The sequence below is a fragment of the Micromonospora profundi genome (genome assembly GCF_011927785.1).
GTDB classification, from domain to species: Bacteria; Actinomycetota; Actinomycetes; order Mycobacteriales; family Micromonosporaceae; genus Micromonospora; species Micromonospora profundi.
Map to the genome: position 1 here is coordinate 1,539,624 of NZ_JAATJK010000001.1, position 24,682 is coordinate 1,564,305.

At 68.7% G+C, this 24,682-nt stretch carries 8 protein-coding genes and 1 pseudogene; 6 read left to right on the plus strand and 3 right to left on the minus strand.

Annotated elements, in window-relative coordinates:
- Positions 1-631 precede the first annotated feature (631 nt).
- Genes F4558_RS06775 through F4558_RS06785 form a run of 3 tightly spaced genes read right to left on the minus strand, consistent with a single transcriptional unit; the run spans position 632 to position 17,958 of the window.
- Positions 632-16,630: a toxin glutamine deamidase domain-containing protein gene (locus tag F4558_RS06775; protein ID WP_053656469.1), complete on the minus strand. Its 15,999-nt coding sequence runs from the start codon at positions 16,628-16,630 to the stop codon at positions 632-634.
- Positions 16,631-16,651: 21 nt separating this feature from the next.
- Positions 16,652-17,545 carry a WXG100 family type VII secretion target gene (locus F4558_RS06780; RefSeq protein WP_053656471.1) on the minus strand — a complete coding sequence of 298 codons (894 nt, stop codon included), beginning with the start codon at positions 17,543-17,545 and terminating at the stop codon, positions 16,652-16,654.
- Positions 17,542-17,958, minus strand: coding sequence for a YbaB/EbfC family nucleoid-associated protein (locus F4558_RS06785; RefSeq protein WP_053656473.1), 417 nt, complete (start codon positions 17,956-17,958; stop codon positions 17,542-17,544). The genes F4558_RS06780 and F4558_RS06785 overlap by 4 nt, the downstream gene beginning before the upstream one ends.
- Positions 17,959-18,226: 268 nt before the next feature.
- On the opposite strand from F4558_RS06785, the gene F4558_RS06790 reads away from it, so the two are divergent.
- From F4558_RS06790 to eccCa, 6 genes and pseudogenes are all read left to right on the plus strand, one after another.
- Complete coding sequence (locus tag F4558_RS06790) at positions 18,227-18,553, plus strand: WXG100 family type VII secretion target (protein WP_082377503.1); 327 nt, start codon at positions 18,227-18,229, stop codon at positions 18,551-18,553.
- 27 nt (positions 18,554-18,580) lie between these two features.
- Positions 18,581-18,871: a WXG100 family type VII secretion target gene (locus F4558_RS06795; protein ID WP_053656475.1), complete on the plus strand. Its 291-nt coding sequence runs from the start codon at positions 18,581-18,583 to the stop codon at positions 18,869-18,871.
- Between the two features lie 73 nt (positions 18,872-18,944).
- Positions 18,945-19,766 (plus strand): hypothetical protein, encoded by an 822-nt coding sequence (locus tag F4558_RS06800; RefSeq protein WP_053656476.1) that lies wholly within the window; start codon positions 18,945-18,947, stop codon positions 19,764-19,766.
- Between the two features lie 63 nt (positions 19,767-19,829).
- Positions 19,830-22,178, plus strand: coding sequence for a hypothetical protein (locus tag F4558_RS31880; protein WP_167943537.1), 2,349 nt, complete (start codon positions 19,830-19,832; stop codon positions 22,176-22,178).
- The gene (locus tag F4558_RS06810) at positions 22,171-22,515 is read left to right on the plus strand and encodes a hypothetical protein (protein ID WP_053656480.1); all 345 of its coding nucleotides are present in this window, start codon (positions 22,171-22,173) and stop codon (positions 22,513-22,515) included. Before F4558_RS31880 ends, F4558_RS06810 begins: the two co-directional genes overlap by 8 nt.
- Positions 22,512-24,660, plus strand: a pseudogene (gene eccCa, locus F4558_RS32320) (type VII secretion protein EccCa); the annotation flags it as partial. The gene F4558_RS06810 and the pseudogene eccCa, both read left to right, overlap by 4 nt.
- Positions 24,661-24,682: the final 22 nt, after the last annotated feature.

Here is a 24,682-nt window from a genome sequence, read left to right on the forward strand (position 1 = left end):
CGGTGCGGCGACGTGGGTGGGGAACCGCATAACGGATGCCGAACCCCGGAGTTCAGCGCGCTGGCCATCGAAATCTGCCTACATCATCACGGCTGATCTGGGTGGTCTGCGAAAACCCACCGAGCGAAAGTTACGGCGTGCCTGGTCGGGTCGTCCAGGCTCCGGACCGACCGTCCCCACAGCAGACCACAGGAGGCATCACCATGAGCAAGAGAGCGCCGGACCTTCACGCCTGAGAGGTTCCAGTCCTTCCGGGCGTACTGACCGGGGGTGTGACGCCCGGGCGATCACCGCTCCGACCTCCGGTGATCGTCGCCATCAGCCTGGCCGCCCCACAGGCGGAGGCATGTGATCGCCCGGGCGCCGTCGTGGGTTGAACCTGCTACTCGGGCAGGGCCGTCCTCCGCTGCCCGCCTCCGCGGCCCCGGCCAGCCCTGCGCCAGTCCGCTACCCGGTGGTGGGGGAGCCCCGGGACGGGCAGCGGGAGTGGCTGCCGAGGTGGTCAGCACGGTCGTGCGTTCCGGTTGGCTGCGCAGGATAGCGGCTGTCGCGCGTACCGCGGACAGACTGTCGGCGCCGGACCGCACGATCAGGATCTCGCAGGCTGTCTCGGCGGCGTCATCGAACTCCATCACGTCTGCCTCCCGGCGTGCCAACCCGGCGGCAGAGGATGGCCATCCGGGGTGTATCCCGCGACCGGCGCGCCGAGCGTGGCACCGCCGGCGGTGGACCACGTGGCGGACGACTGCCCCACGACGTCCCAGGAGCCATTACCGCCCGAGCCGCCCCAGCCACTCGGAGCGCCCGGGCCTTGCGAGGCGGTGGGGTCGGGCACCGGGCTGGTGAACTCGGCCAGGCGCCAGTGCCCGCCGCCGTCGGTGTACACGCCCAATCTGTGCACGACGGCAGGAGGCACCTGATCCACGGCGGTCTCCGCCGGCCGCCCGGTCGCATACATCGTCCGGTGGGTGACGGTGCGGATCGTTCCTCTCACCTCGGGACGCTCGAGGATGAAGGTCAGGATGGCGTGCCAGGCCGCGTCCGGATCCGGTAGCCCTGCGATCACCGACGCCACAGCGGTCAGGTGCAGATCCCCCTCGCGGTTGCGCAACTCGCGCAACAGGGTCGCGACGACCCGTTGCAGCACCACGTCGACCTCGGCAGCCCCGTACCGGCGCTGGGGAAGCAGAGGTGAGCGGCCGGGGTGGAGCCAGGTGTTCTCGGCGCCGGCGGTGACGATGCTCGGCCCGATCGCCGCGACCGGCCGGTCGAGGCCATACCCCATCCGCCGGGTGACCGGCACGAGGTTCTGTGGGCCGGTGCGGGCGTGCACCGAGTACCGGCGATGTGCCCGGTGCCCCAGGACCAGCTCACGACTGTGCTGCGCGGACGTCTGCGCCCAGACGTTGTCGTAGTTGGTTGCCTCCCGCTGGTACAGCTGCGGCTGGGTCAACGAGTAACCTTCGCCGACGCTGGTGATGTAGTTGCTCGCGAAGGGGTGAGCCCGGGCGGCCATCATCAGATCGTTGTTCGTCCGCATTCCGAATCCGGACGAGGTGAACAGGGCGTGGAATGGGCCGAGGTGGAGGAGACGATTGTCCGAATCGATGTAGATGCCGCCGAAGTTCCACAGCAGGTGAAGGCGAAGGATATCGCTGGCCGCCACGTAGCCGAGCGTCGTCTGCCTGTTCATCTCCAGCATGAAGAACTCGGTGTCCCAGAGCGAGGAGCCGTGGCCGAAGATCTCGTACACGTTGAGGAGCGTCACGTTCGCTTGTGTCGCCCATCCCAGCATCTCGTGGATATGCGGAAAATCGTCGGGCCGCTGGCGGGCCTGCTCGAACAGGACCCGTGGCACATCGGTGAAGAGCGCGACACGCCAGCCTTGCGGGCCGACCTGACGGGCGAGGTCGGCCAGGTTGATTCGCCGCGCCTGAACGCGGGGCCCAGCGAACGGACCGCCCAACCAGATTGCGAACGCGGTCGTCGACAACTCCATCGGAGCGTTCTGGTTGTCGAGATTCTGCCGCCACTGTGCCAACTGACCCGGTAGGTGCGGATACTGCCGGCCTGGCTGAGGCGGCTCGCTCCACACGCTCTGCCCCCGGGACTCCAGATGGTCGACCGTCAGGCCGGCATGCGGCGGCCAGACGTTACGCAGGTCGAATTGCTCGAAGAGCGCCTGAACCTGCGACGTCCGCACCTGGCGAACGTCAATCGAAGGCATGCCCGGCCATGGGGCCGGCGGTCGCCGCGTATTGAACAGATCCGGCCCGATCAACGGATGAGGCGGGCCGACCGGCGAACGCCGCGACAGGGCGACCCGGTCCGCCGAGGACCGCAACCGTGCGGCAAGGGCCGCCGACCGCTGCTCCAGCGTCGGTCCCGCGGATCCCTGCACCCCGGCCGGCTGCCCGCCCGACCGGTACATGTAAACCTGGATGATCTGGCGCGGCACCGGGCCCCACAGCTGCTGCGTCGCCGGGTCCTGACCGCCGAGGCGGTACGACGTGCCCAGGCGCCCTGCCCGACCGACGCGGGCATTGCGACGCCAGCGCGCACGCTCGGCCGACATCCGCCGCTGCACCGGCACCGGACCGCTGTCCTGCGGTCGCGCGCCGATCCGAGGCAGCACCAGCCGCCCACGCCGCACGGCACCGGGCCGACGTGCCGGCGGCGACACCGGCCACAGCGGCACCGCACGGGTACCCGCCGCGGCGAGCTGGACGCCACCCCGCCCGGCCTGGCTGCGGTGACCATCCGACCCGTCCACCACCGATGGGCTCCGGTCGCCCCTGCCTGAGCTGTCACGAGCGCCGCCGCGCCGCTGATCGCCGCCCGAGCCGGCACCGCCCCGAGGTCCATCGGCACCTGGCCTGGTGGCGGGGTGCACCGATCCGGACTCCTGGCGAGCCGGCTCTGCCGGGAGGACGGTGACCACGACGTTGCGGCTGCCCTGTCCTCTGTGCTCGCTCAACTCGCCCGACATCATGGCTGGAGGCAGCATGTTGGTGACCGTTTCGGGGTCGAGGCCGGCAGCCACCAACTCCCCGCTGAGGACCGCGTGGACTGCCTCGGCCCGAGCGAGCCCGGTCCGTTGAGCCGTCTCCTCGCGGCGGAACCCGAAGCTTCCGTTGCCGTACCCGGTGATTGCCACGGTCGGCAGTGGCCCGTTCGACGCCCGGGCTACCGCAGCCACGTCTATCAGCCACTGCGCGAGCGCCATCAGATCCTGCGAACGGGGCACGTCGGCCGCCGAGGAGTGCCGGTGTGCGAACGTGACCGTCACGGGAGGCGGCTCACGCCGCGCCGCGCCGCTGTGCAAGACCTGGTCCCCGTCGAGTTCGTTGCGGTGGGCTGGTCTGACCACCACAGAGCCGTGAGACGTGGCGTGCCCGACGACCGTGAACGCACGCCGCGCCGGTGCGGGCAGGTGGATGGCCCGCCAGCCGTCCGGCGCCTCGTACAGGTCGCGGACGAATCGGATACGGTCGTCCACCTCCGACTCGGTCAGGCCCTGCAGCGCGGCCCGCCAGATCAGGTCGGGCCGTGCGTGGCTGCGGACCGCCGGCTCGACAGCCGCCAGATCCAGGACGCCATCGCGGTCAAGCGCTGCGGCGAGCGTATCGACAGCGGCCCGCACCCGAGCGAGTGTCTCGCGGCGATCGGACAGCGGGATCGGGGTGCTCGTGGCTCTCGCCGGCGCGTAGGCCCAGTTCTGGTGGTAGGCCGCGGTCAGTTCTTTGACGATCGCGTCCTCGTGCGCGGGAAGCAAGCCGCCGAAGACGTTCCAATGCCCGCCGTGGTGCACCCCCAGGTCAGGCGGGTCGATCAAGACGTCGCTGGCATCGTCGCTATCGACCTCATCGCGTGTCACGTACGACGCCGTCGAGGTCGCGTAGACCCGGACATCGTAACCGCGCTCGCGCAGCCGGGCCCAGAAGTCATGGGCACCGCCGCCTCGCCGTGTCAACGCGCCAAAGTCACACGAGATGAGGGTGACCGACCGGACGCCCGCCTCGTAGCGGCCGACGAGGAAGCCCTCCTCGATCACCACATCGGCCAGGGTCCGCCCGTTGATCAGCACAGTCTCGCCGCCCTGCCGCTCCAGCTCCGCTTCGGTCGAATCGCCATGCACCGCGACTACGACCGTCTCGCCGTCCGAGACCCACGGCGGCGTCACACTCATCGAACGGCCGTCCAGCCCGCTGGTCCCGGCGCCCACCTCCCACATGGTCATGTCGCGGGGGGAGCCGCGCCTGAACCACGGAGCAAGGAATTCGGTCGACAGGTTGGTGGCGAATGAAACGCCGTAGCGTCGGCCCGAACGATCCCAGAGGGGATTGGCCGCCACGGATCTCAGGGTGAACTCGGTGGGCTGCTGGGCCTCGTCCAGCCCTTTGTACCGCTGGCCCGACTCTGGTTGCGCCTGCCTCCAGTTCCTCGTGGCCCTTTCCGACCGACGCATACCGGGACGCGGGGACGCGGACGGGTCGAGCAGCGCATCAAGCGTCCCGTCGGCGGTGACAGCGCCGTGGGGCACCAACCCTCGGTCGGGATCCAGTTGGGCGAGCTGCCCCGTGGCAGTCACCGGCATCAGGATCGGGCCGGTGAGGGCTGGGTTGACCTCGCGGAGCGTCGGGTCGATGCGGGCGTACCGTCGGCTGTCGCTCTCCTGGGTCTCGATCAGGACGAGGTCGCCGTTCGTCAGACGCTCGACCAGCACGACGTGCATGGGGTCGTTCGGTCGGTGGACCCGGACGGCGGTGATGGCGCCCGGCTGCAGATGCGTCAGCGTGCCGAGGGAAGCCGGCTGGAACTGTTCCGCGCCCAGCGCGGCGGCGATCGCCGAGGCATCGGTGGCACCGTCGTCGCGGGTGCGTGCGTTGCCGCCCAGGTGGATCAGGGCGGATACGACCCGCGGCACGCAGTCCGGCGTCACACCGTCCCAAGCCGGGAGTGTTCCGACAACAGCGGCAACCGCCCGGGACGGGGAGACGGTGAGTGCGGCGGTGGGCGGGTAGGCAGCAGCATCCGCCTCCTCTCGCAGTCGTGTCGAGTCCGCCGGGACAAATCGTCGTTCCGGATCGATCGCGCCGGAGTACCCAGAATCGAAGCGGCCCCGATCGGCAGATCCCTGATGGGATCGAACGGCCCGGGGGGAGGTTTCGGAGGCGGCCGGGGCCGGCGCCCTCGCCTCAGAGGAGGGCGTGGCATAGCCCTTGCCTCGCGTCGGGCGCATCAGTTCGCCCAGCCACCACGTCTCGTCGTTGACCTGGTCGTTCATGCCGAGCCAGAGCTTCACGATGGCCGGTAGCGGGACCTCAACTTCGGCGACTTCTCCGCCGAGCGTCGCCGGCACCATTGTCCGGTATGTCACTGTCCGTAGTCGAGCCGCGAGGTCTGGTTGCTGAAGAATGAACTCGACCACCGCCTCCCAGGAGGCCTCCGGGTCTGGCGTTCCGTCGATCACCGACGCCACCGCCGTCAGATGGAGGTCTCCGTCCCGGTTGTACAAGCTGCGGACCAGGGTCGCAGCGACCCGTGGCAGCACGATCCGCTCGGTCTCGTCCTTGTTGTACTGCCGGTGTGCCGCGAACGGCTCCCAGCTCAGCCAACTGTTCGCGTGCCCCATCCTGATCCCCGACAGCCTGGGCAGGCTGGCGACCCCTCCGGCGAAGCCAGCAGATTTGGCAAAGGGCACCAAATTATCCGGACCAGTACGGCCCATCACCGAGTGCCGCCGGGCACGCAGGACAGGGTTCTTGGTCAAAATCTCGCTAAACTCGCGAGTCCGGTCGCCTGGGCGACCCAGGAGCTGGAACTGCGTCTTGGCGTAGTTTCCCTGCAACTGGTCCACGAGAAGCCATAGGGCAGGATGGTTTCGCGCGGCGAGAATCGCTGAGTTGCCGACGTTACCGCCGCCGCCGTGGTGAAAGGCAAAGCCTCGATCGTGGAAGTGCCGTGTGAAGTCCGCTAACCACTGAGGTTCACGGCCCGGCCTGTGGCGCCCGAACGAGTTGTCGCCGTCGGTGTAGACGCCGCCGAACAGGGCCAGAATCACTACCCGCAGGTTGTCGCTCGCCGCCGCGTAGCCCCGGCCCTGTTGTTTGTTCCGCTCCATGCGGGACTCGCGGATCAGCGGCATGTCCAGATCGGCGTGGAACATCTCGTCAACGTTGAGCAGCCGAACATGGTGCTTTCGTGCCCAGCGGAGCATGTCGCGGACCTGATCGAGGCGAGCACCCTCCGGATCATCTGTCGACTGAACGGACCCGGACCGTTCCGCCGCAGCGAACTCCTCGCGGCTGACGTCGGTCCAGAGGTTGACCTTGAAGCCCTGCTCTTGGGCCTGGTCTGCCATCTTCTGCACATTTCGCCGGAACTCGTCGGGCGCGCCCTGGCCGGCAAGTGGGCCGCCGAGCCAGATGCTGTGTAGCAGTTTCGGCATCTCCGTCGAGGGATGGAGGCGCTGTCGGTGCTCGGGCACCGCTGAACTGTCCGGTGACCAGTCCTGGCGGTCCTCGTCGCGCTCGTCGACCCAGACGGTATCGGGATAGGACGCTAGCCGGTCCGGATGCAAGGCGTTGGGACGAGGTACCGCCGGCACGGCCAGGTCGAGTTGTGAGAAGAAGGCATGCAGTTGCTCGGTGTGCAGGTCCTGATACGAGACGTCCTTCAGGAAGTCCGGCGGTGGTGCCCCCTCCAGGAGGCCGAACAGGTCCGGTCCGTAATGCTGATCGTCGGGATGCGTCGGCGCGGGGTCCTGCTGAGCACGATGTAGCGCTTCCAGCAGTGGCTCGGCTGCGGGATTGTGGTGCCGGGGCACGGTCACGTGAGACTGTTCCGGTCGGATGCCGCCGCTGGGGTGGCCGGGCGGCGGGGACGCAACAGTGTCGCCCTCGATGCGGGAGTCGCCGTACTCTCGGCTCGTCGGTCGGTCGATCACGGCCTGAGCCTGGGAGCCGGGCAGCGTGGCGTCGACCGTCCAGATCAAGACCTGCCTGCGCTGCGCGGTGTCGAGATAGTGACCGGCCATACCGGGGTGCCCGGAGAAGCGGTTGCTGCCTCTGTCCCGCTGCTTCAGTTCAATGAGATCGTCCGGCAAGGTGGCATCGTTCGGCCGAAGCTCTTGGACGTCGTTCACGAGCTTTCTGGTGGCGTCCTCCAGGGCCTCCGACACCACCTGCGCGCGCTGGCCGCTGGCCGCTGACTGTGCGTTGTTGCCGCCACCTTCGACCACCACGCGGGTGCGGACCCCACGGGCGAACCAGGCCCGCGCCGCGTTCCGAACGATTTGGTGCGCCAGTGCACCTACGTGCTGCCGCGCATTCGCGGTCAGAGCCTTCTGCCTTCTTGCGAAGGCCACCGACATCGGCTGCTCCACGACACCGGCGGATAGAGGTCGGAGGGAGCCGAGATACATATCGACGTAGTCCGAGGTGACCATCGCCGTCGTGAACGGCGCGCCGGACATACCCGCAGCGCTTGCCGACGTGGAGGGACGCTGGAAGTCCATGCTGGCGGTGATGTCCGTCGCGGTTGTGGAAAGCTCGTCGCGAGGATTCACCAATGTCCCTGGCGGCCGGACGTCGCGACGACTGCTGCCGCCGCCCAGGCTGCCGGTGCGTGGATGGCCGACGGCCAACCTGATCGCGATGCCGCGCGCGCCCTCCGTGTCGTCAGGGTGGTTGCTCAGATGGTGAGCGACAACGGAGACCACCCGCGACCCGTGCGAGGCAGTGCCGTCCTCAAGAGGAGGTCGGAGAGGCAACCCGACATCGCGAACAATTCTGATGGCAGCCAGCAAATGGGCAGGCGCATCGGAATCCTCAGGTCGTTTCTCCAGCCACCTGTCGAAGCTGTCGGCCGCTGCACGGTCCTCGTCGGTCAGTACGGCCGGCCCCTGAGTGTTCCCGAGCGTCGCGTCCTGTCCGGTGTGCCGATCCTGCGGCACCACGGGCGGTTCCGGCGCAGCCGGGGGTTGCGCTAGCTGGCGTCGTGGTGCCGTCTCTCCAGCCGGGGGTGGTGGCAGCGAGGCTGACGGCGGCGGGGCTGCTGGCGGCAGGACTCCTCCGGGACGCCTGAGCCTCGGTCTGCGCTGTGCGTTCAGTACCTCCTCGGCGCGGTGCTTGGCCTGCGTCGTCTCTCTTTCGACTTCCGGTCCGCCGGGCCAGGACTGCTCGCGGTCGTAGGCGTTGACGGCCACACCGACGAGACGCTCGTGATCCTCTCGGGCGGTTCGGACCGACGCATGCCGCTGTCCGTACGAGCGGATCTCCAACACCACCAGAGCCTCGGCGATCTCCCAGTCCAGATCCTCAAGCGTGGTCCCGACATTGACGCTGCGGTACTGATCGATTCTTTCGGCACTTCGGATCAGGCCGCTTTGGAGATAGAAATAAATTGACCGGGCGTGCTTTTCGGTTTCCGCAGCGCTTTCGCCTCCGATCCGAGATGGCGTGTACCTGACGGTCCTGAGGTTGATGGCCTGGTCGCCAGGGAGATTGCGTGTGGAGCGTAGGCGGCTATCGAAACCGGAAACCCGGTTGCGAAATAGCTGCTCGAACCGCCGCCAGATGAATTCGACGTCGCTCCTGAGATATTCTTGTATGTCCGTATCTATGTTGAGCAAGGCGTCGTGCAGGGTCACCCGGGAGGCAACCGCCAGGAGTTCCTTTCCTAGTCCGTCGTGCACCTGCATCTCCGCGAGGGCTGCGGCGTTCGATGCGAGCAGTGCGACGTGGCCGGCGACGATGGCTACCGACCGGTCGTGGAAAGGGACGGGCAGCGACGCGCTGACGTCGTCGGATATGCCCCACAGCGTCTCCTTGCCCAGCTCGCGGACGGCGAAGTACCGCGCCGCTGTCTCCCTGCCCAGTGTCAGAGCGTCGAGCAGGTGTGCCTGGGTGTTGTATCCCAATCCGACGTTCCGCCACGTCCTTTTGGCAACATGGTCGAGTAGGTCGTAAAGGCCGCTCTGGACGACGCCGATCGTCGTGTGGAAATGGGCACCGTTCCAGTCGCCGATCGGACGCTTGCCGATCGTCGTGGCCTTACCGAGTTCGGTAACGTGGAAGCCCTCGGCGGTGAAGAGGTCTTCGAGGTCGGTCTCGGGATTGTCCGATCCCTGATCGCCGGGAAGATCTGCGAGCTGTCGCTCCAACCGCTCCAGGTGGTCCCAGACCGGGCTGGGCCGCAGCCGGCCGTTCTCGAGCGGGTGGTCGGCCAGCACGCCGCTGACGAACTCCGGGATGGCTGTGGTCTCCCCCTCGCCAGTGCCGCCCGCAGCGATCGCCTGCTCTTTAGTGCGGTAGAGCATGCCGTCGGCGCCCGGATAGTAGACCTTCGTCTCGACCGTGATCTTGAATCCGGTCGCCTTGTCGGGCGTCTTCCAGACAACCAGGTCTCGACCGCGTTGTCTGGCGGGGTCGGGGACGCCGAACAGGTGCATGATTTCGGTGAATTCGGCCTCGATGCCCGAGCCGCCGTACCTCCGGCTTGTCGGTGGGTCGATGAGGGCTTGGACCTGGGACGCGGAGGCTTCGACTGCGGGGACAACGTCGCGGACGGTCCCGGTGTTGTCGACGATGAGTGCGCGGGTCTCGATCGCCGGCCTCGTCGGCCCGGCCAGGGGGCCGTCCGGCCGGTCGGCCGCACTGTCGACGTCGGTGATATACGCGCCATCACCTTCCGGATTGAGGTCGACAAGCACAGTGGTGACAGGACTCGCAGCGGTCGGGTCCGCGGCAAGGTTGTACAACGCGACGGCATGTCCCAGGTCAGCGCCGGCGCGACGCTTGCCCGTGTTGAGGGTGTGCAGGAGAACGAAAGCGATCGAGCCGGCGGGTAGCTCGCTCATCGCCGGCAGCAACGACTTCCAGTTCTCGGTCCGGGCCCACGCTGTGCTGGCGCCGAACGGGTTGTCGGCCTTCTCAGTGCCAATTGCGGAGTCGTCACGGGTGCTGGTGCGACGGATGAAGGGAAATAGCTCGTCGCGGAGGACGATGAGACGGTTGAGGCAGGCGTTGGGGTCGTTGCCGGGTGACGTTGCTGTGATCAGTTCGACGGCCGTGCCGAGGGCAGCACGGTCCAGGGGCTGTGCGGGCGTCGTGAACGGCCACAAGTTTCGGCGCAGGTCCGCGGCAGTTGGGTCGTCGAATGCGGTGCCCGCGTCGAAGAGGACTTCACCCGTGGTGGTCTGGTCGGTTGTTTCGGCCAGGGGGAGTGGCTCTTGACCTGCTGTGGAGGTCGAGGTGCTGTCTTCGTCGGTTGGTTGGGGGGAGGTCGGTGGCTCGGTCACCAGAAGCCGGTCGGCGAGGCCAGGATCGCGCAGGGTGCGATGTACGGTGCCGAGTTGGCGGGACAGGGTGGTCGCCGCTGTTCTGCCATCGGTGTCGTAGGCGGCCGCCACCATTGTCAGGAAGGCGTCGAGCAACGTGAGTTGCCGAGCCTGGTGAGGGGTGGGGGTGTGGGTGATTATGGGGCGCTGGTGGTCGATGGCGATCTGGAACTGCGCCCAGGCCAACGCGTCGGCAAAGGCCGAGGTTCGCGAGCCGAGGAGGTCGAGGTGTCGCCTCGCAGCGAGGAGCCCATCCTGGTGCCGCTGGTCCAGGTCTATGGTGCCGGTCGTGCCGTCAGCCCAGGACCAGTCGGTGTTCCTGCCGAGCGTCGCGATCAAGCTGTCCGGTGTGGTGACTGGCGCGTCGAGGAGGCTCTGCTTTACCGCTCTTGAGACCAGTTCGACGGCGAAGACCACACAGTTGTCCGTCAGTAGGTGGTAGTCGGTCTGGGACCGTTCAAGGGCGTATAGGTATGCCGCGGTTAGGCCTTCCACGTCGGTGTCGTACCTGCCGAGAACCCGTGTCTTGGGGGCCGCGATGTAGGCGCTGTCGTCCTTGATGGTGCCGGGAGCGCCCAGCAGGCCCTTGTCGGGGTAGAACCCGAGGGTGACCCGTTCGCCGTTGGGGAGTCTGAAGGCCACGACGACGTGTCCCGCGCTGAAGGGGGTATCGGCAGCTGCGATACGGGACGGTGCTGCCATCAGTACGAGTTCGATGTCGCGTGCCGAAATACCCTGTGCCGCCTCGGCATATTTCTGCAGTGGCCTGATGAGCTCGACGATCCTGTCCAGCGACACGTCGGTGTTGACGCGCTCGGATGCCGCCGGGGTGTAGGGAGTGAAGTTGCGAAGCGTGCCGTAGGTGCGACCCAAAGTCAATGAGAGCTCAGCGGCGGTACCCCGGCCGTCGCGGAGGCTGCTCGCCGCGATCAGGGTGGCCAGGTCCTCCATGAACCGCAACTGCCGTTGCTGGGTGGGACCAGACGTCCCGCCGGTTGACAGCGGGCGCTGGTGATCCAGGGCCACCTGGTAGTGCGCCCAGGTCATCGCCGAGTCCTTGAGCGCGCTGTCCGAGACGGCGTGTAGATATTCGTCGGCGTCCGACAGATCGAGCATGTCGATCTCAGGATCCAGGTCGGTCACCGGGTCTGCTGCCTCAGCCCAGGTCCGACTCGAATGGGCCGCCATCGCCTCGACGAATTGCGGGACGCTCGCTGTCATCGGCGCGTCGGTGATCTGGTGCCCGACAGCAAACTTGGCGAACCTCCTGACGAACTCCGAGTTGCCAGCACGCAGCGAGTGGGCCCACAGCTCCGCATGCAACTGTGCGAAGGCGACAGCGTCGTTCAGATGGTCCTTCGATCGGGCCCGGAGCACGGCCACGACGGCCAGCGACGGGTCGAGAACGGACCTCCCGGCGTGAGCCGGCCCCAGGTTCACCGGCTCGTCCCGACCCGGGACACGGACCGCCAACCAGACCCGCTCGGGCGTCGAGGCCGCCACGATCACCAGGTCGATGTCCGCCCCTGCTGCCGGCTCCAATCCCCGCAGAAAGTCCGCCAACGGACTGAGCCGTTTAGCCAGGACTTCGAAAGCGTCCTCATCACGTACCTCTTCCGACCACAGGACTGGCGAAGAGGACGTCTCTGAGTCGTGTGGCGCTCCTTCGACGCTGTCGGAAGATACCGTTCTGCCCACCGGTGGAACCTCAACCGGGCCGACCGGGATAAAGAAGAGCCCTGTGCTTCCGTTGGGCAACGCCGCAGGCCGCCCTGTCTGACCGTCGGCGAAGATCACGCCAAATTCGTCTCGGAAGACGTTGAACACGTGGCCCGGACTGACCACGACGAACCCGTGCGCGCCCGGTCCGGCGGCATCGATCGCCTCCGCCACCTCGTCGAGCGACGTCACCTCGGCCAATCGCCGTGGTTGCTGGCGTTCGACTGTCTCTGCCCGGGTGTCGTTGGCGTAGGTGACGAGGTCGTTGGTGGGCATTCCCGGTACGTCGGCGGGCAGCTCCACTGGCGGCGCCTCGTACCGGTTGTCGGGATCCTGTACGCCCATGTGAGTGGCGATAGCGGTCAGCAAGCAGTTGCGGAGCCAGCCGACGTCCGTGGTGCCCGAGGCCTGGCTTCGGCCGCCATCGTTGACGGTCGTCAGCCAGCCGTACCGGACGTCGAATTCCTCCGGCGTGCCGGACCAGTACGCCAGGCCGACGTTCTTGTCGGCCGAGGTGGACTCGGTGCCGCTGACGTACCACGGCGGGCTGCCGTATGGCGGAGTGCCGCCGAAGTAAGGCACATGGCCGATGGGATGGCGCCCCGATGGACCAGCTGACGGCGGCGTGCCGCCCGGCGGGAACCGGACCACCGGCACTGTCATACCCTCGGCCTCCGCGACGGCCTGCCGGACCAAACTCTCCAGACGCCGGTACCCGTCCTCCGCCTGCAGCATCGTCATCATGTACTGGCCGAAGGCCCGTACCTCGATCGGCACCAGCGGCGGCCGGCCCGGGCGGGAGCGGTCAAGGTTCGGAATCTGCGAGTTGACGCCGAGCATGCTTCCTTGGTTGACCGGAGTTACAGCGGAGGCATCGAGCAACACGTTGTCGAGATAGTTGCGGGCGCCGGCGACGCCCAGCGGCCGCACGTCCTGCCGAATTCCGGTGTAATCCTCGTAAGCGGCGGCGAAGTCCGGGAAGCGTGCCAGGAAGACTGTTTCGAACATGTAGTGGATGTCGGCCGCGTTGCGGCCCAGGAGAGCACGAGCCCGATCGCTCAGCCCTTGGCGTACCACGTGCATAGGCGTCCGCGAGACCACTGCGGCGTACGACTTCCCGGAAATTCTCATGGTGGTTGTCATGGCCACGGCGGCCACCTGGACGTAGGCAAGCGCGAGGACACCCTCGATCTCCGCACGGTCCGCTGCGGAGAACCGGTGGCGCTGCGACAGCCGGTCCGCGACGGCCTCGGAGAAGGCGACGGCATCCTCGGCGTACTCGCGTACCATCATGCTCTGCTGGGCAGTGACGAACGTGCCGGCGGCGACACCGGCAATGAAGGGCTTCAGCGCCCGCAGTGGAACGCCGAACGTGTAGTGCATCTGAAGATCGGGAATCCCACCGGGGTACGTAGGAACGTATTCCGCATTCAATGCCGCCGCATTCAACCTCCAACCATGCCGATCGGTGAAGATGTCCCGCAGCGGCACCGTGCGAAGTCGGTCACCCGTGCCGGGTATCGCTGCCGATCGCAGTTCGATGCGATTGAGCAGGTGGCGTACCACGTCGAAGGCAGCCTGCGACGACGGGCCGGTCTCGCCGGGCAGTACGGCAAACGGATCCCGATCGTTGACGACCTCCAGGATGTCCTTCTGGATTGAACGAACAGCCTGAGAGACGGGAAAGTCGATGCGATTCTGCTGCCGTGATCCGTCTGCCATTTCTCGGAACAGACCGGCGTCCAGCGTCACGGCGAGGCCCTGCGCGTCATGCCGGGCGATCCACTCCAGAGAGTCCGGGTCGACGTTGTGTGGGAACCGGAGATAACCGCTGTGCAGCTCGAATTCGGCGCCGCCGCGGCCGTACCGCCTGCTCGTGGGCGGGTCGACCATCGCCAGCGCCGTCGATCCGGAGTCGAGCGTGGGCGTGAACGGCCGTACCTGCCCGTCTCCGGCCACCACCAGCGCGGAGGTGTCGAACGGGGACTCGGCCGGACCAACCCGTCGACCGACGAGATCGACCTCGTCGTCCACCACCGTGGTGAGCCACTGTTCCGGCTTCATCGACGGATCCGCCCGCAGATCGACGAAGACGAGCTCGCCGTCGTCAAGCAGGTGAATCGCGAACGCGTGTCCCGGCCCCCGCAACCGCCGCAGGTGCAGGTAGGCCGTCGCTCCCGGGCCCGCCCGGCGTACCTGGTCGAGTACCTGCCGCCAGGAGCCGACGCGGGTCCACCCGTCCACGCCTCCGAAGCGTTCCCGGCCGCGTCGGGTCCCGATCTCCAGGTCGTCGCGCGTCCCGGTCGCCCGCACACCACGGGAATGCAGCTTCTCCCGTAGCCCATCCAACAAGATCAGGCAGATCTCCGGGTCGTCCGCACGGTGGCGATCGGAGACCGCATCAACCACCTCCTTCAGGGCGACAAGGAGATCTGCGCGGCTCCTTGCCCTCCCAGCAGGCTCTGGGGCGTGGCGCATACCGTCGAGGACTGTGGACTCTTGGGGCTGATCGACGGCATCCGCAACGACGGTCTCGACGCGGAAGGCGGCCGTTGCCACGCGTGGATCCGGTCGGTCAGGGCTTGACCCGTCCAGGGCGGCAGAGAGCTCGACGGGCTCCAGGCCCGGCAGTCCGCCCATTGTGGCCGCCGCTGGAGAAACTGTCGGCTGGGGCGGGTTCGTCATCAGCGTGAGGCCGTCGGGCAGTAGCGCCTGCGTCGCCGGTGGTGGTGTGGGTGTCGGGGCGCGGCCGCTCCGACGGCTTGTCCCGACGGTGGTGGCCGTCTGGTCGGTGGCTGCCGTGCTGTTCGAAGTCGTGCTGGCGGGCGTTGTCGGGTTGACGGCGCTGCTTGTGGTCAGGGTGGGGCCGCCGGCCGCGCCGCTTGTGGTCGTGGGGGGAGCGGCGGACAGGGGTGGTATCCCGGCCTGCGGGGTGGAGGCGGTTTCGGCGGGTTGACGGTGCGCGGTGTCCAGGTCTGGCAGGCCCACCGCGTGAACTGTCGGTGCGGACAGCCCTGCCGCGAACTCGCTGCGTCCGGCCACGCCAGAGCTCGGTGCAGTGGGGGCGGAGCGGCCGGCGTGATCGTCGGCGTTCGGGCTGGTCGAACCGGTGCCGGTTGGTGTGTTCCGGTCGGATGCGGGTGTACCGCTGTCGGCGGCAAGGGCTGGTGTGCCCGTGGTGGGGTTCGGGCCGCTCGTCGTGGGCGAGGTGCTGTTGTTCGAGGTAGGCCCTGATGGTGCGATGTTGCTCGAGGTGGAGGCCGTGGGCGCGGGACTGCCGGTGGCCGGAGCGGACGGGGTGGTCGAGGCCGGCGTGCTGTCATTGCCGCGGGGAGGCGCCGCGGCGACCGGCGCGTCCGTCGACGTCGGCCCGCCGGCGGTGGGGGCAGTAGAGCCTCCGCCAGCGGGGGCGGTCGAGCCGCTGGTTGCCGGCGTGGCGGAGCCGCCGGTTGCCGGCGTGGCGGAGCCGCTGGTATCGGGGGCCGGCGAAGGGGAGCCGATGGCGGGCGCTGCAGCCGGGGAGCCGGCGTTGCCGGTGGCGGGGCCGTCGGACGGCGGCGCACCGGCCGGGCGGCCGGCCAAGGGGTCGGTGGGGCTGTACGGCGGCGGCGGGTCCGCCGAGCTGTCGCGTAAGGGATCCACCGGGCTGTACGGCGGCGGAATGTCTGCGCCTCCTGCCTCCCGATGCCGGCGCTGCATGTCCGCCACCACGCCGTCGGCCCAGAGGTCCATCCTCGTGATCGAGTAACCGGTCACCAGGCTCGAGACGAAGGTGGCGAACGGGTTGAAGTTGCCGGTCAGCGCCAGCATGAGGAGACCCTCGCCGACCATCTCCAGCTTGGCCGCGAGGACTTCCCGGGTGAACAGGTGGTGGTTGAGGTTCGGGAACCACTTGTTGATCAGGCCCATGCCGGCGGAGACGAAACCGCCGATCGCAGCGCCGGCGGCGCCGGCCATCAGGACTTCCTTGCCGTCGACCGAGGTGCGTTTGTTCTCGACGATCTGCACGACGTGAGCGAGAGTCTGCTCCAGCATCTCCTGGACGCCCTCTTGGATGGCGTCGATGCCGATTCGGACGAGCCGGTTGCGCAGCCGGTCCTTGAACAGGTCGAGCAGCTGCCGGACGATCTGCTGACCGATCTTGATGAGGCCCGGGACGGCCGCGGCGCCGAAGCCGGTGGCCATGGCGAACGCGATCTCCACCACGATGGTGAAGGCGGCGATGACGATGCCGTACTGTGTAGCCTCGGAGTCGAGGGCGAAGTCGTCGGCCGCGCCGGCGAGCATCGTGGTGATGTCGCCACCCATCGGCAGGCCGTTGGTGATGTTCACGGCGAATCCGGCGAACGCCTCCGCGGCCGGCCCGTCCAGGCTGCTCTGCAGGGCCGTGCTCAGCGAGGCGGTCGAGTCCACCTTGCTCAGCAGAAGGCCGCCGGCGGTCAGCAGTTCCTGCGACATCGCCCGCAGCGCTGTCGGATCGGCCTCCGGGAACTCCTCACCGACGGTGTAGAGGATCAGGTCGTAGACCCACTGCCACTCGGGATCGTTGGGAATGTGGAAATCGGGCACGGCGCTTCCGACCTCGGCGGGTCAGGCGGCCGGCCGGTTGCCACCGGCCGGGAACGAGACGTGCAGCGGCCGGTATCCGGGGGCGGAGGGATCCACCTCGGAGGCGTCGCGGACGACGAAGAAGCACCGTCCGTCGGGGTCGATCGGCTGTCCGTCGGGACCGGTCACCACCCCGCTGGTGACTGGCGTGAGGGTCTCGTAGAGGTTTGCGTCGACCTGCACGGTGCCGTCGGGCAGCGGGACGAAGGCGACGAGGCGCTCTCCCTCCGACATTGGTCGTCCGTCGACCTTCGCGCTGGACAGGTCGCTCGCGTCGTAGGCGGAGAAACCCGGGGTGGACGCGGTGAGGTGCCAGGTGGCCGGCTCGACGGGTGACGTCGCGGGGGCGGGGATCGGCCGGCCGGATTCGTCGACGGCGAGTGTCGCGGGCAGGGCCGGGGTCTGCTCGGTGGCGGCGGCTCCGGAAGGCAGGGTGGCGGCGAGTGTCGCGGGCAGGGCCGGGGTCGGCGGCATCGCAAACGATCCGGACGGCAGGCTGGAGGCCACCGTGCCGGCCGGCGTGCCCTCGGTGGTCAGGTGCTGGTCTGCCTGGCGGGCCAGCAGCAGGCCGGCCTCACGGGCATTCTCGTCGGCGGTCCGGTACTCCCGGCCGCCGGTTAGGAGGCCGTCGGACGTGTACCGGATCAGACTGATGGCAGCCTTGACGATCTGCTCCACGGCGTCCATGCCCCCGTTGAAGCTGGCACCGAACTCCTTGCCTATCTCGTCGTCGCCCCAGCTGCCGCCGTACTGCACGCGCAGATTCTGGACGTACGCCAGATAGCTTTCGTAGGTCCGGGCGTGCTCGCCATACCTGGCGCCGGTCGAGGTCACGCCGTCCGGATCGACGTAGATCTCGGTGTTGAATTGGGTCATCGCTGTTCCCGGCGGATGCCGAGCATCTCTCGCACGCTGGTGGTCATGCGCGGCTCGGCCGGGAAGTAAGCCTCGGGTCCGGCGGTGCCGCGGACCAGCGCACCCGCATCCATTCCGTCCGGGAGGAGGGGCTTGAGCACGTCCGTGGCCTGAGCCATGGCCTGCTCCTTGGCGTCGCCGTAGGCGGCCAGCAGGGCCGACCGGAGCTCGGCGGGCGTCATCCGCTTGTAGGCGCTGGTAGGGAACTGGACGTCGGTCAGCACACCGTTCTGCCCGACGGTGACGGCGACCTCACGGCGCTGCGACGTCGCGGTCGCCGAGATGGCACGCATCTTCTGCTGCATCTCGCCGAGGCTGCTGCGCTGGCGCTCGTACTCCTGGAACAGGCTCTCGATTCGGGTGGTGAAGTCCATCGCCGGCGGCTCCCTTCCTGCGGCGCCAAGTGAATGCCGGGCTTGGCCCGGACGGAAGGGACCGGCCGCAGGAAGGGCCGTTCGTGCAGCGGCTCTGCATGCGCTTTCGTGTGCCGCAACGGCTCGGACGGATCCGCGTGCAATTTCGACGGACGTTGGTGCATGCCTTGCGCGGGGAGTTGGCAGACCATCGACGCGTCGCCGCACACTTGCCGCTGCGTCGCTGACCGGTCCCGGCGACGCTGCTGACGTCTGTCTACCGAGGAGCATGACTGTGGCATCGAGGAACATCTCCACCACCGAAGAGGGCATGCGTGCCGCGGCGCAGGAGTTCGCGGCGAAAGCCAGTGAGTTCAGCTCGGCCAACCAGAACGTCGATGGTCAGGTCGACATCCTGATGGCCTCGTGGACGGGCCAGGCGGCGATGGGCTTCCAGAGCGCGATGGACTCGTGGGGCCAGTCGTTCAACGAGGTGATCCGCGCGTTGCAGGAAATGCAGACCCAGATGGAGGCGACCCTCGCGGGCTATTCCCGGGGCGAGGACGAGGCGTCGACGTACACCAGCTCCCTCAACTCCGCGCTGCCCGGTTTCTGATCCCTACCTCGCAGAGAGGTCATCACCTTGTCCAACTTCACCTTCAACTTCGCCCAAGCCGACGCCGTTCTTGACGACGTGGCCCGGATCAACCAGCGGATCAACCAGGCTCTCGACGAGCTGGAGAACAACGTCGAGCGCAACCTGGACGCCTGGGAGAGCGAAGAGGTCAAGACGATCTATCAGGACACGAAGCGACGCTGGGACCAGTCCGCCAAGCAGATGAACGCCTTCCTGGAGCGCGCGCGGCTGACCCTGACCAGCGTCTCCGACAACTACGGGGCGACGGAGCGCAGCAACGCCGCCCGCTGGTCCTGACGTTGGCCTTCGCCGCACCGTTCCGCAGGCTCCTCGGCGAGGGCCACGACACCGCACGTAGAGATCGGGAAACATGAGCATCGACCTGGACCGCCCAAGCATCGAGGCTGCCGACGAGATCGACCTGTTCCGGACCTACGACGCGCAGAAAGGCCATCCCGCCGAGGGAGACAGCTGGACTCGCGCGGTGGTCACGAAGATCATCGAGGATCAGGCTCACCGCCACACCGGCGCCCGCAGCTCCGATCTGCAGATGCTCGGTGGGATCGACCGGAGCAAGTACACAGCGGAGGAGCTTGCCGCCTACGACTGGTACAGGTCGCAGACCGAGCCGGGCCGCTGGAAGGAACTGGTCTTCGAACACCGGCAGAAGGACGCGCGGGAGCAGGTCGAACCGCCCGAGGAATTCAATCCGGACCGGAATTACCGCGAGAAGCCGATGCACGCCGTCGAAGGTCTGAACCGCAAGCCGTTCGACGGGCAGGGCGGGCGTGCGGGTGCGGTCGCGGTCAGCACCGAAGCGATCCTCTACTTCGCGAACGTGCTGGAATCGATCGCTCCGATAGCCGGCGGGAACGGGCCGTTGCAGACCGTTGTCAACGTTCTCAATGAGATCAATCCGCGCCCAGGCGCCTTCGCGAAGGCCGAGGTGTATCGCAGGATTCTGGTGCCCGCGGAGGAATCGTCCGGCCTGCAGGGCGAGACGACCAAGACGGTGGTCGACCTTCAGGCCGTTTTCGCGGTGACTCAGACCGAACTGCGGGCGCTGGTCAAGGAGTACGACACTGCCGAGGAGCTGAACGGCCTCACCGTCAAGCAATTCGGCGACGTGATGACCGGGAGCAACACCCGCATCGATGCGCTGGGTGCACCGGCGACCAAGGAGAAGACCTAGGGCGGCAGGGGCACCCCTCCGAACCCTCGATAACCGCTCCTTCGCCCCACCCGAGGTCCAGTCATGCCTGACGAGAACGAGAAGTCCTCCGGCCCCGAGGAACAGTGGAACCACCCGATCGAGGAGGGCGCCACTTTCCCGCCGGTGACCATCTCGCCCTCCGACCCGGACGACTACAAGAAGTGGGCGCGGGAGAGAGGGGGGTGGCGGAAGCTCCGCACCGCGGTCACCGGTGGTGCGGCCATGTCAACCGACGAGGGCCGGCAGCACGCGGAAACACTCGTCAACGCGCAGTCGGTGATGGATGCCGGCGCTGCCTTCGATCTGGCCGGCCGCACTTTCGGTGAGCTGGGGCCCTACTTGCTGACCCATGCACGGGCGATCGCGGGTGAGGGCAAGCCGTGGCAGGGTCCGGCCGCCGACGCGTTCCTCGGTCAGATGGAGTATCTCGCCAAGATTCTCGACGCCCAGAGTGAACGGATCACGGGTCCTCCCGGGACCGGCGGCAGCCGGTCCATCCCTCAGCAGCTCTACAACGACGCCAACGCCCTCGCCTACGCGCAGTATGCGATGGAGTACTACGACCACGCGTTCGCCAACCTTGCCCGCCAGGCCGGCAACGCGGTGGGAGGCGACGGTCTGGTGTCGATCACCGGGTCGCCGCTGGAGACCCCGATGGCCCAGCGCATGGAGGGCGTGATCGACGTACTGGCAAATCAGTACGAAGGTTTCACGCACGAAGCGGTGGTGCCGGTCCGCCGCGACAACCCGAGCACGGTGTCCCCGCCCCCGCCTGCGCCTCCGCCCGCACCGCCTGCGCCTCCGTCCGCCCCGCCTCCGTCCGCCCCGCCTCCGTCCGCCCCGCCTCCGTCCGCCCCGCCTCCGCCCGGTGGACCGAACGTCCGGCCCCCGAACTTCAACAATGCCTCCAACGGCAACGGGTCGAACGGCCCGAACCTGTCGTTGCCGAATCCGCCCCCCACTCCCCGGCCGAACGGCAACGCGACGACCGGCCCGAACGGACCCGCCCTCAATCTGCCGAACGTGCCGAACCCGAACGTCCCGAGGCCGACCGTCCCGAACCCGAACGCGCCGAACCTGAACGTGCCGAATCCGAACGTCCCGAGGCCGAACGTTCCGAACCTGAACCTGCCGGTGCCGCCGGTCCTGCCGCGGCCCAACGGCGCCGGGGTGAACGCGCCCGGCATCGGTCGACCCGGCGGGTCGGGCGGGGGCATCGGATCCGGGATCACGTCGCCGACAGCGCCGAGGGCTCCGGTCGCTCCGCCGGCGCCGGTGGCCCCCGCAGTGCGTCCGCCGGCACTGCCGAACGCCGGTGCCATCGGCAGCGGGGTCAACGTTCCCGGGCTGACCGGAACCTCAGGCAACAACGCCGGCGGGATCCCGCCGGGCGCCCCGCCCGGCTCGCCGGGTGGCGCCGGCAGCGGCTCGGGTGTGCCCGACCGCCCGGATGCCAGCGGCCTGCTGGAGGGCGACGCGGAGGCATGGAAACCGGTCGGCGACCCGGCGCCGCGTCCGCCGGACGTCGGCTCGTTCACCCCACCGGGCGGCGCCGGCCTGCAGACGAGCAAGCCGGCCTCGGGCGCCGCCGCTCCGGGCGGCATGCCGACGATGCCGGGCAGCCCGTCCCCCGGGGCCCCCGGTGGCAACGGCGCTGGTGTGCCGGACCGGCCGGACGCTGCCGGGCTGGTCGAGGGTGACGCCGCCGACTGGGCGGCCGGCGCTGTCGATGCTGTGGACGGACCGGAGGCGCCGGCCGGTGCGGCCCAGGGCATCGGTCTCGGCCTGGACGCCATCGACTCGGATCCGGCAATGGCGGGCGACCGCGGCCCGCAGCTCGCTCAGGCCGGGCCGGCCGGGATGCCGATGATGCCGATGATGCCAGGCATGCCAGGCGGACCGTCCGGCTCCCCGGCTGGAGGCGCTGGTGCGGTGCCGGACCGCCCGGACGCGTCCAGCCTGGTCGCAGGGGAGGACACCGAGTGGACGCCGACCACCCCGGCGGCCGGCATCGACGGCCAGCCAGGCGAAATCCCGGCCGGCGGGATCGGGCCGACCACGGGCGGGCCGGTCTCCGTGCCGATGCCGGTCTTCGGCGTGATCGACCCGCCGACCAGCGAACGGGAGCGGGAACGGACGGTGGGCGCGCTGCCGCACGTCCCGGGCGCCGGCGTGTTGGAGGCGGCGGCCGCCGTCCGGCCCGAGGCCGCCGCGTTGCTGGTCGAGGCGGCCGGCGCCTGGGGCGCCACCGCACCGGAGGTTCCGGCCGACGAGGTGGTGCCACTGCTCCGCCTCGACGACGCCGACGCGGACGTGGCGGCTTGGGACGACACGGACGGGAGTTGGCTGCTGGCCGACGAGCCGGGCGAAGGGAGAGACACCGATGGCTGATCGGAACGGCACGGACGAGGCGCCCCTGCGGGTGTGGCGGCGATCCACCGAACGGGCCGCCGCCCCCGCCGACGAGCCGAAGCTGTTCTGCGGCGGGCCGGATCGCACCGTCGACGAGATCTTCGAGGAGATGCGCGAGCGCAAGCGGCAGTGGGACGAAGAGCGCGAACGGCAGAAGGCCGAAGCCGAATCGGAGCGTACGGACAAGAAGAAGGACGACGCGGACGACCAGGCCGCCGTCGATCGGTTCCGCAACGACCGGTACGCGGTCAAGCTGCTGCGCCAGGACACCACCGCCTGGGGTGACGGGCCCTCCCTGTCGGGGACTCTCGGATGAGTACGGTCACCGTCAAGCGTCCGCCGCGCGCCACCGGTCCCGACGCGCCCGAGGGCGAGGTGAACCTGCAGGAGCCCCCGCTGATGGCGGAGGAGGCCCCGCTCGACTTCCGGTCCTTCGCGATGGTTGTGCCGATGGGCCTCGGCATGGGCGCCATGATGGCGATGTTCGGCCTCTACAGCCGGGCCCCGATCATGTACGTGATGGGCGGCGCGATGGCCGCCGGTATGCTCCTGATGGGCGTGGTACAGGTGGGCCGGGGCGCCGCCGAGCGTAAGCGCAAGATGCTCGGTGAGCGACGCGACTTCCTGCGCTACATCGCCCAGCTGCGCAAGGAGGCCCGCGCCTCGGCCGACGAGCAGCGCCGGCACGTGCTGTGGGACAACCCGCAACCGGACTGGCTGTGGTCGGTCGCGATGAGCAGCCGACTGTGGGAGCGCCGGCCGACCCACGACGACTTCGCCCGGGTACGCATCGGCCTCGGACGGCAGAACGCGATGCGTGCCTTCACCCCGCCGACCACCAAACCGGTGGAAGACCTGGAACCGCTGTCGTCGATCGCGTTGCGCCGGTTCGCCGAGGCGTACCGGACGGTCTCCGGAATTCCGATCTCGGTGAACCTGCGCAGTTTCACAAGCATCGAGTTCGAGGGCGCGGCCGGGCCGGCGGTCGCGCTGGCCAGGGCCATGGTCGCCCAGCTGGTCACGCTGCACGCGCCGGACGAGCTGCGGGTCGCGGTCCTGGCGCCGGAGGTGCACCGGGGGCCGTGGGAGTGGGTCAAATGGCTGCCGCACAACGCGCACGCGGGTAGTGCCGACGCCGCCGGGCCGGCCCGGCTCTTCGCCGGCACGCACGACGCGCTGATGGACCTGCTCGGCACCGACGTCACCGACCGCGGTGACCACGACCGGACGGCCCGTCCCTCGTCGACCGAGCCGTTCCTGGTGATCGTCGCTCACCTGACCGAACTGCCGGACCACTCCCGGCTGCTCGGCGCCGGCCTGCGCAACGTGGTGCTGCTCGACCTGACCGGGGCGATGCCGGGCGGGCCGAAGGTGCTGCGGCTGACCGCGGACGGCGCCGAGGTGCGCTACCCGGCCGGCGAGGTCACCGGTTCGGCGGTGCGTGACGAGTTGGCCGAGGCGCAGGCGCTCGCGCTGGCCCGGATCATCGCTCCGAAGCGGACCAGCGGCACCTTGGACATCGTCGAGGAGCCGCTGGAGACCAGCTTCGAGCTGACCGCGCTGCTCGGCATCCGGGATGCGAACACCTTCGACGTGCCGGCCCTGTGGCGGACCCGGCAGCCGCAGCGCAACCGGCTGCAGGTGCCGATCGGGGTCACCGAGGACGGCGAGGTGATCGAGCTCGACCTGAAGGAGTCGGCCCAGGGCGGCATGGGTCCGCACGGCCTGCTCATCGGTGCGACCGGGTCGGGCAAGAGCGAGCTGCTGCGTACGCTCGTCGTCGCGCTCGCCGCGACGCACTCCTCGGAGATCCTCAACCTGGTGCTGGTGGACTTCAAGGGCGGCGCCACGTTCATCGGCATGGAACACCTGCCGCACACCTCCGCGGTGATCACCAACCTGGCCGACGAGCTTCCACTGGTCGACCGGATGCAGGACGCGCTCAACGGCGAGATGACCCGGCGCCAGGAGATGCTGCGGGCCAGCGGGTACGCGTCCCTGTTCGACTACGAGAAGGCGCGCGCGTCCGGTGCGCAGCTGGTGCCGTTCCCGACGCTGCTGATCGTCGTGGACGAGTTCTCCGAGCTGCTGTCCAGCAAGTCCGAGTTCATGGACCTGTTCGTGTCCATCGGCCGGCTGGGCCGCAGCCTCGGCGTCCACCTGCTGCTCGCCTCGCAGCGGCTGGACGAGGGCCGGATCAACCGGGTCGAGGGCCACCTGTCGTACCGACTGGCACTGCGCACGTTCTCCTCGATGGAGTCGCGTGCGGTGATCGGCGTCGGCGCCGCCTACGAGCTGCCGTCCGAGCCGGGCAACGGCTACCTCAAGGTGGACACCACCAACCTGGTGCGGTTCAAGTCGGCGTACGTCTCCGGGCCGTACACCGGCACTGGGGCGCGCCTGGAGGCGGGCACGGACGTCGACGTGGTGGCCGCCGACGTGGTGCCGTTCACCACCCGGAACGTCCCGTTGCCCGAGCCGGT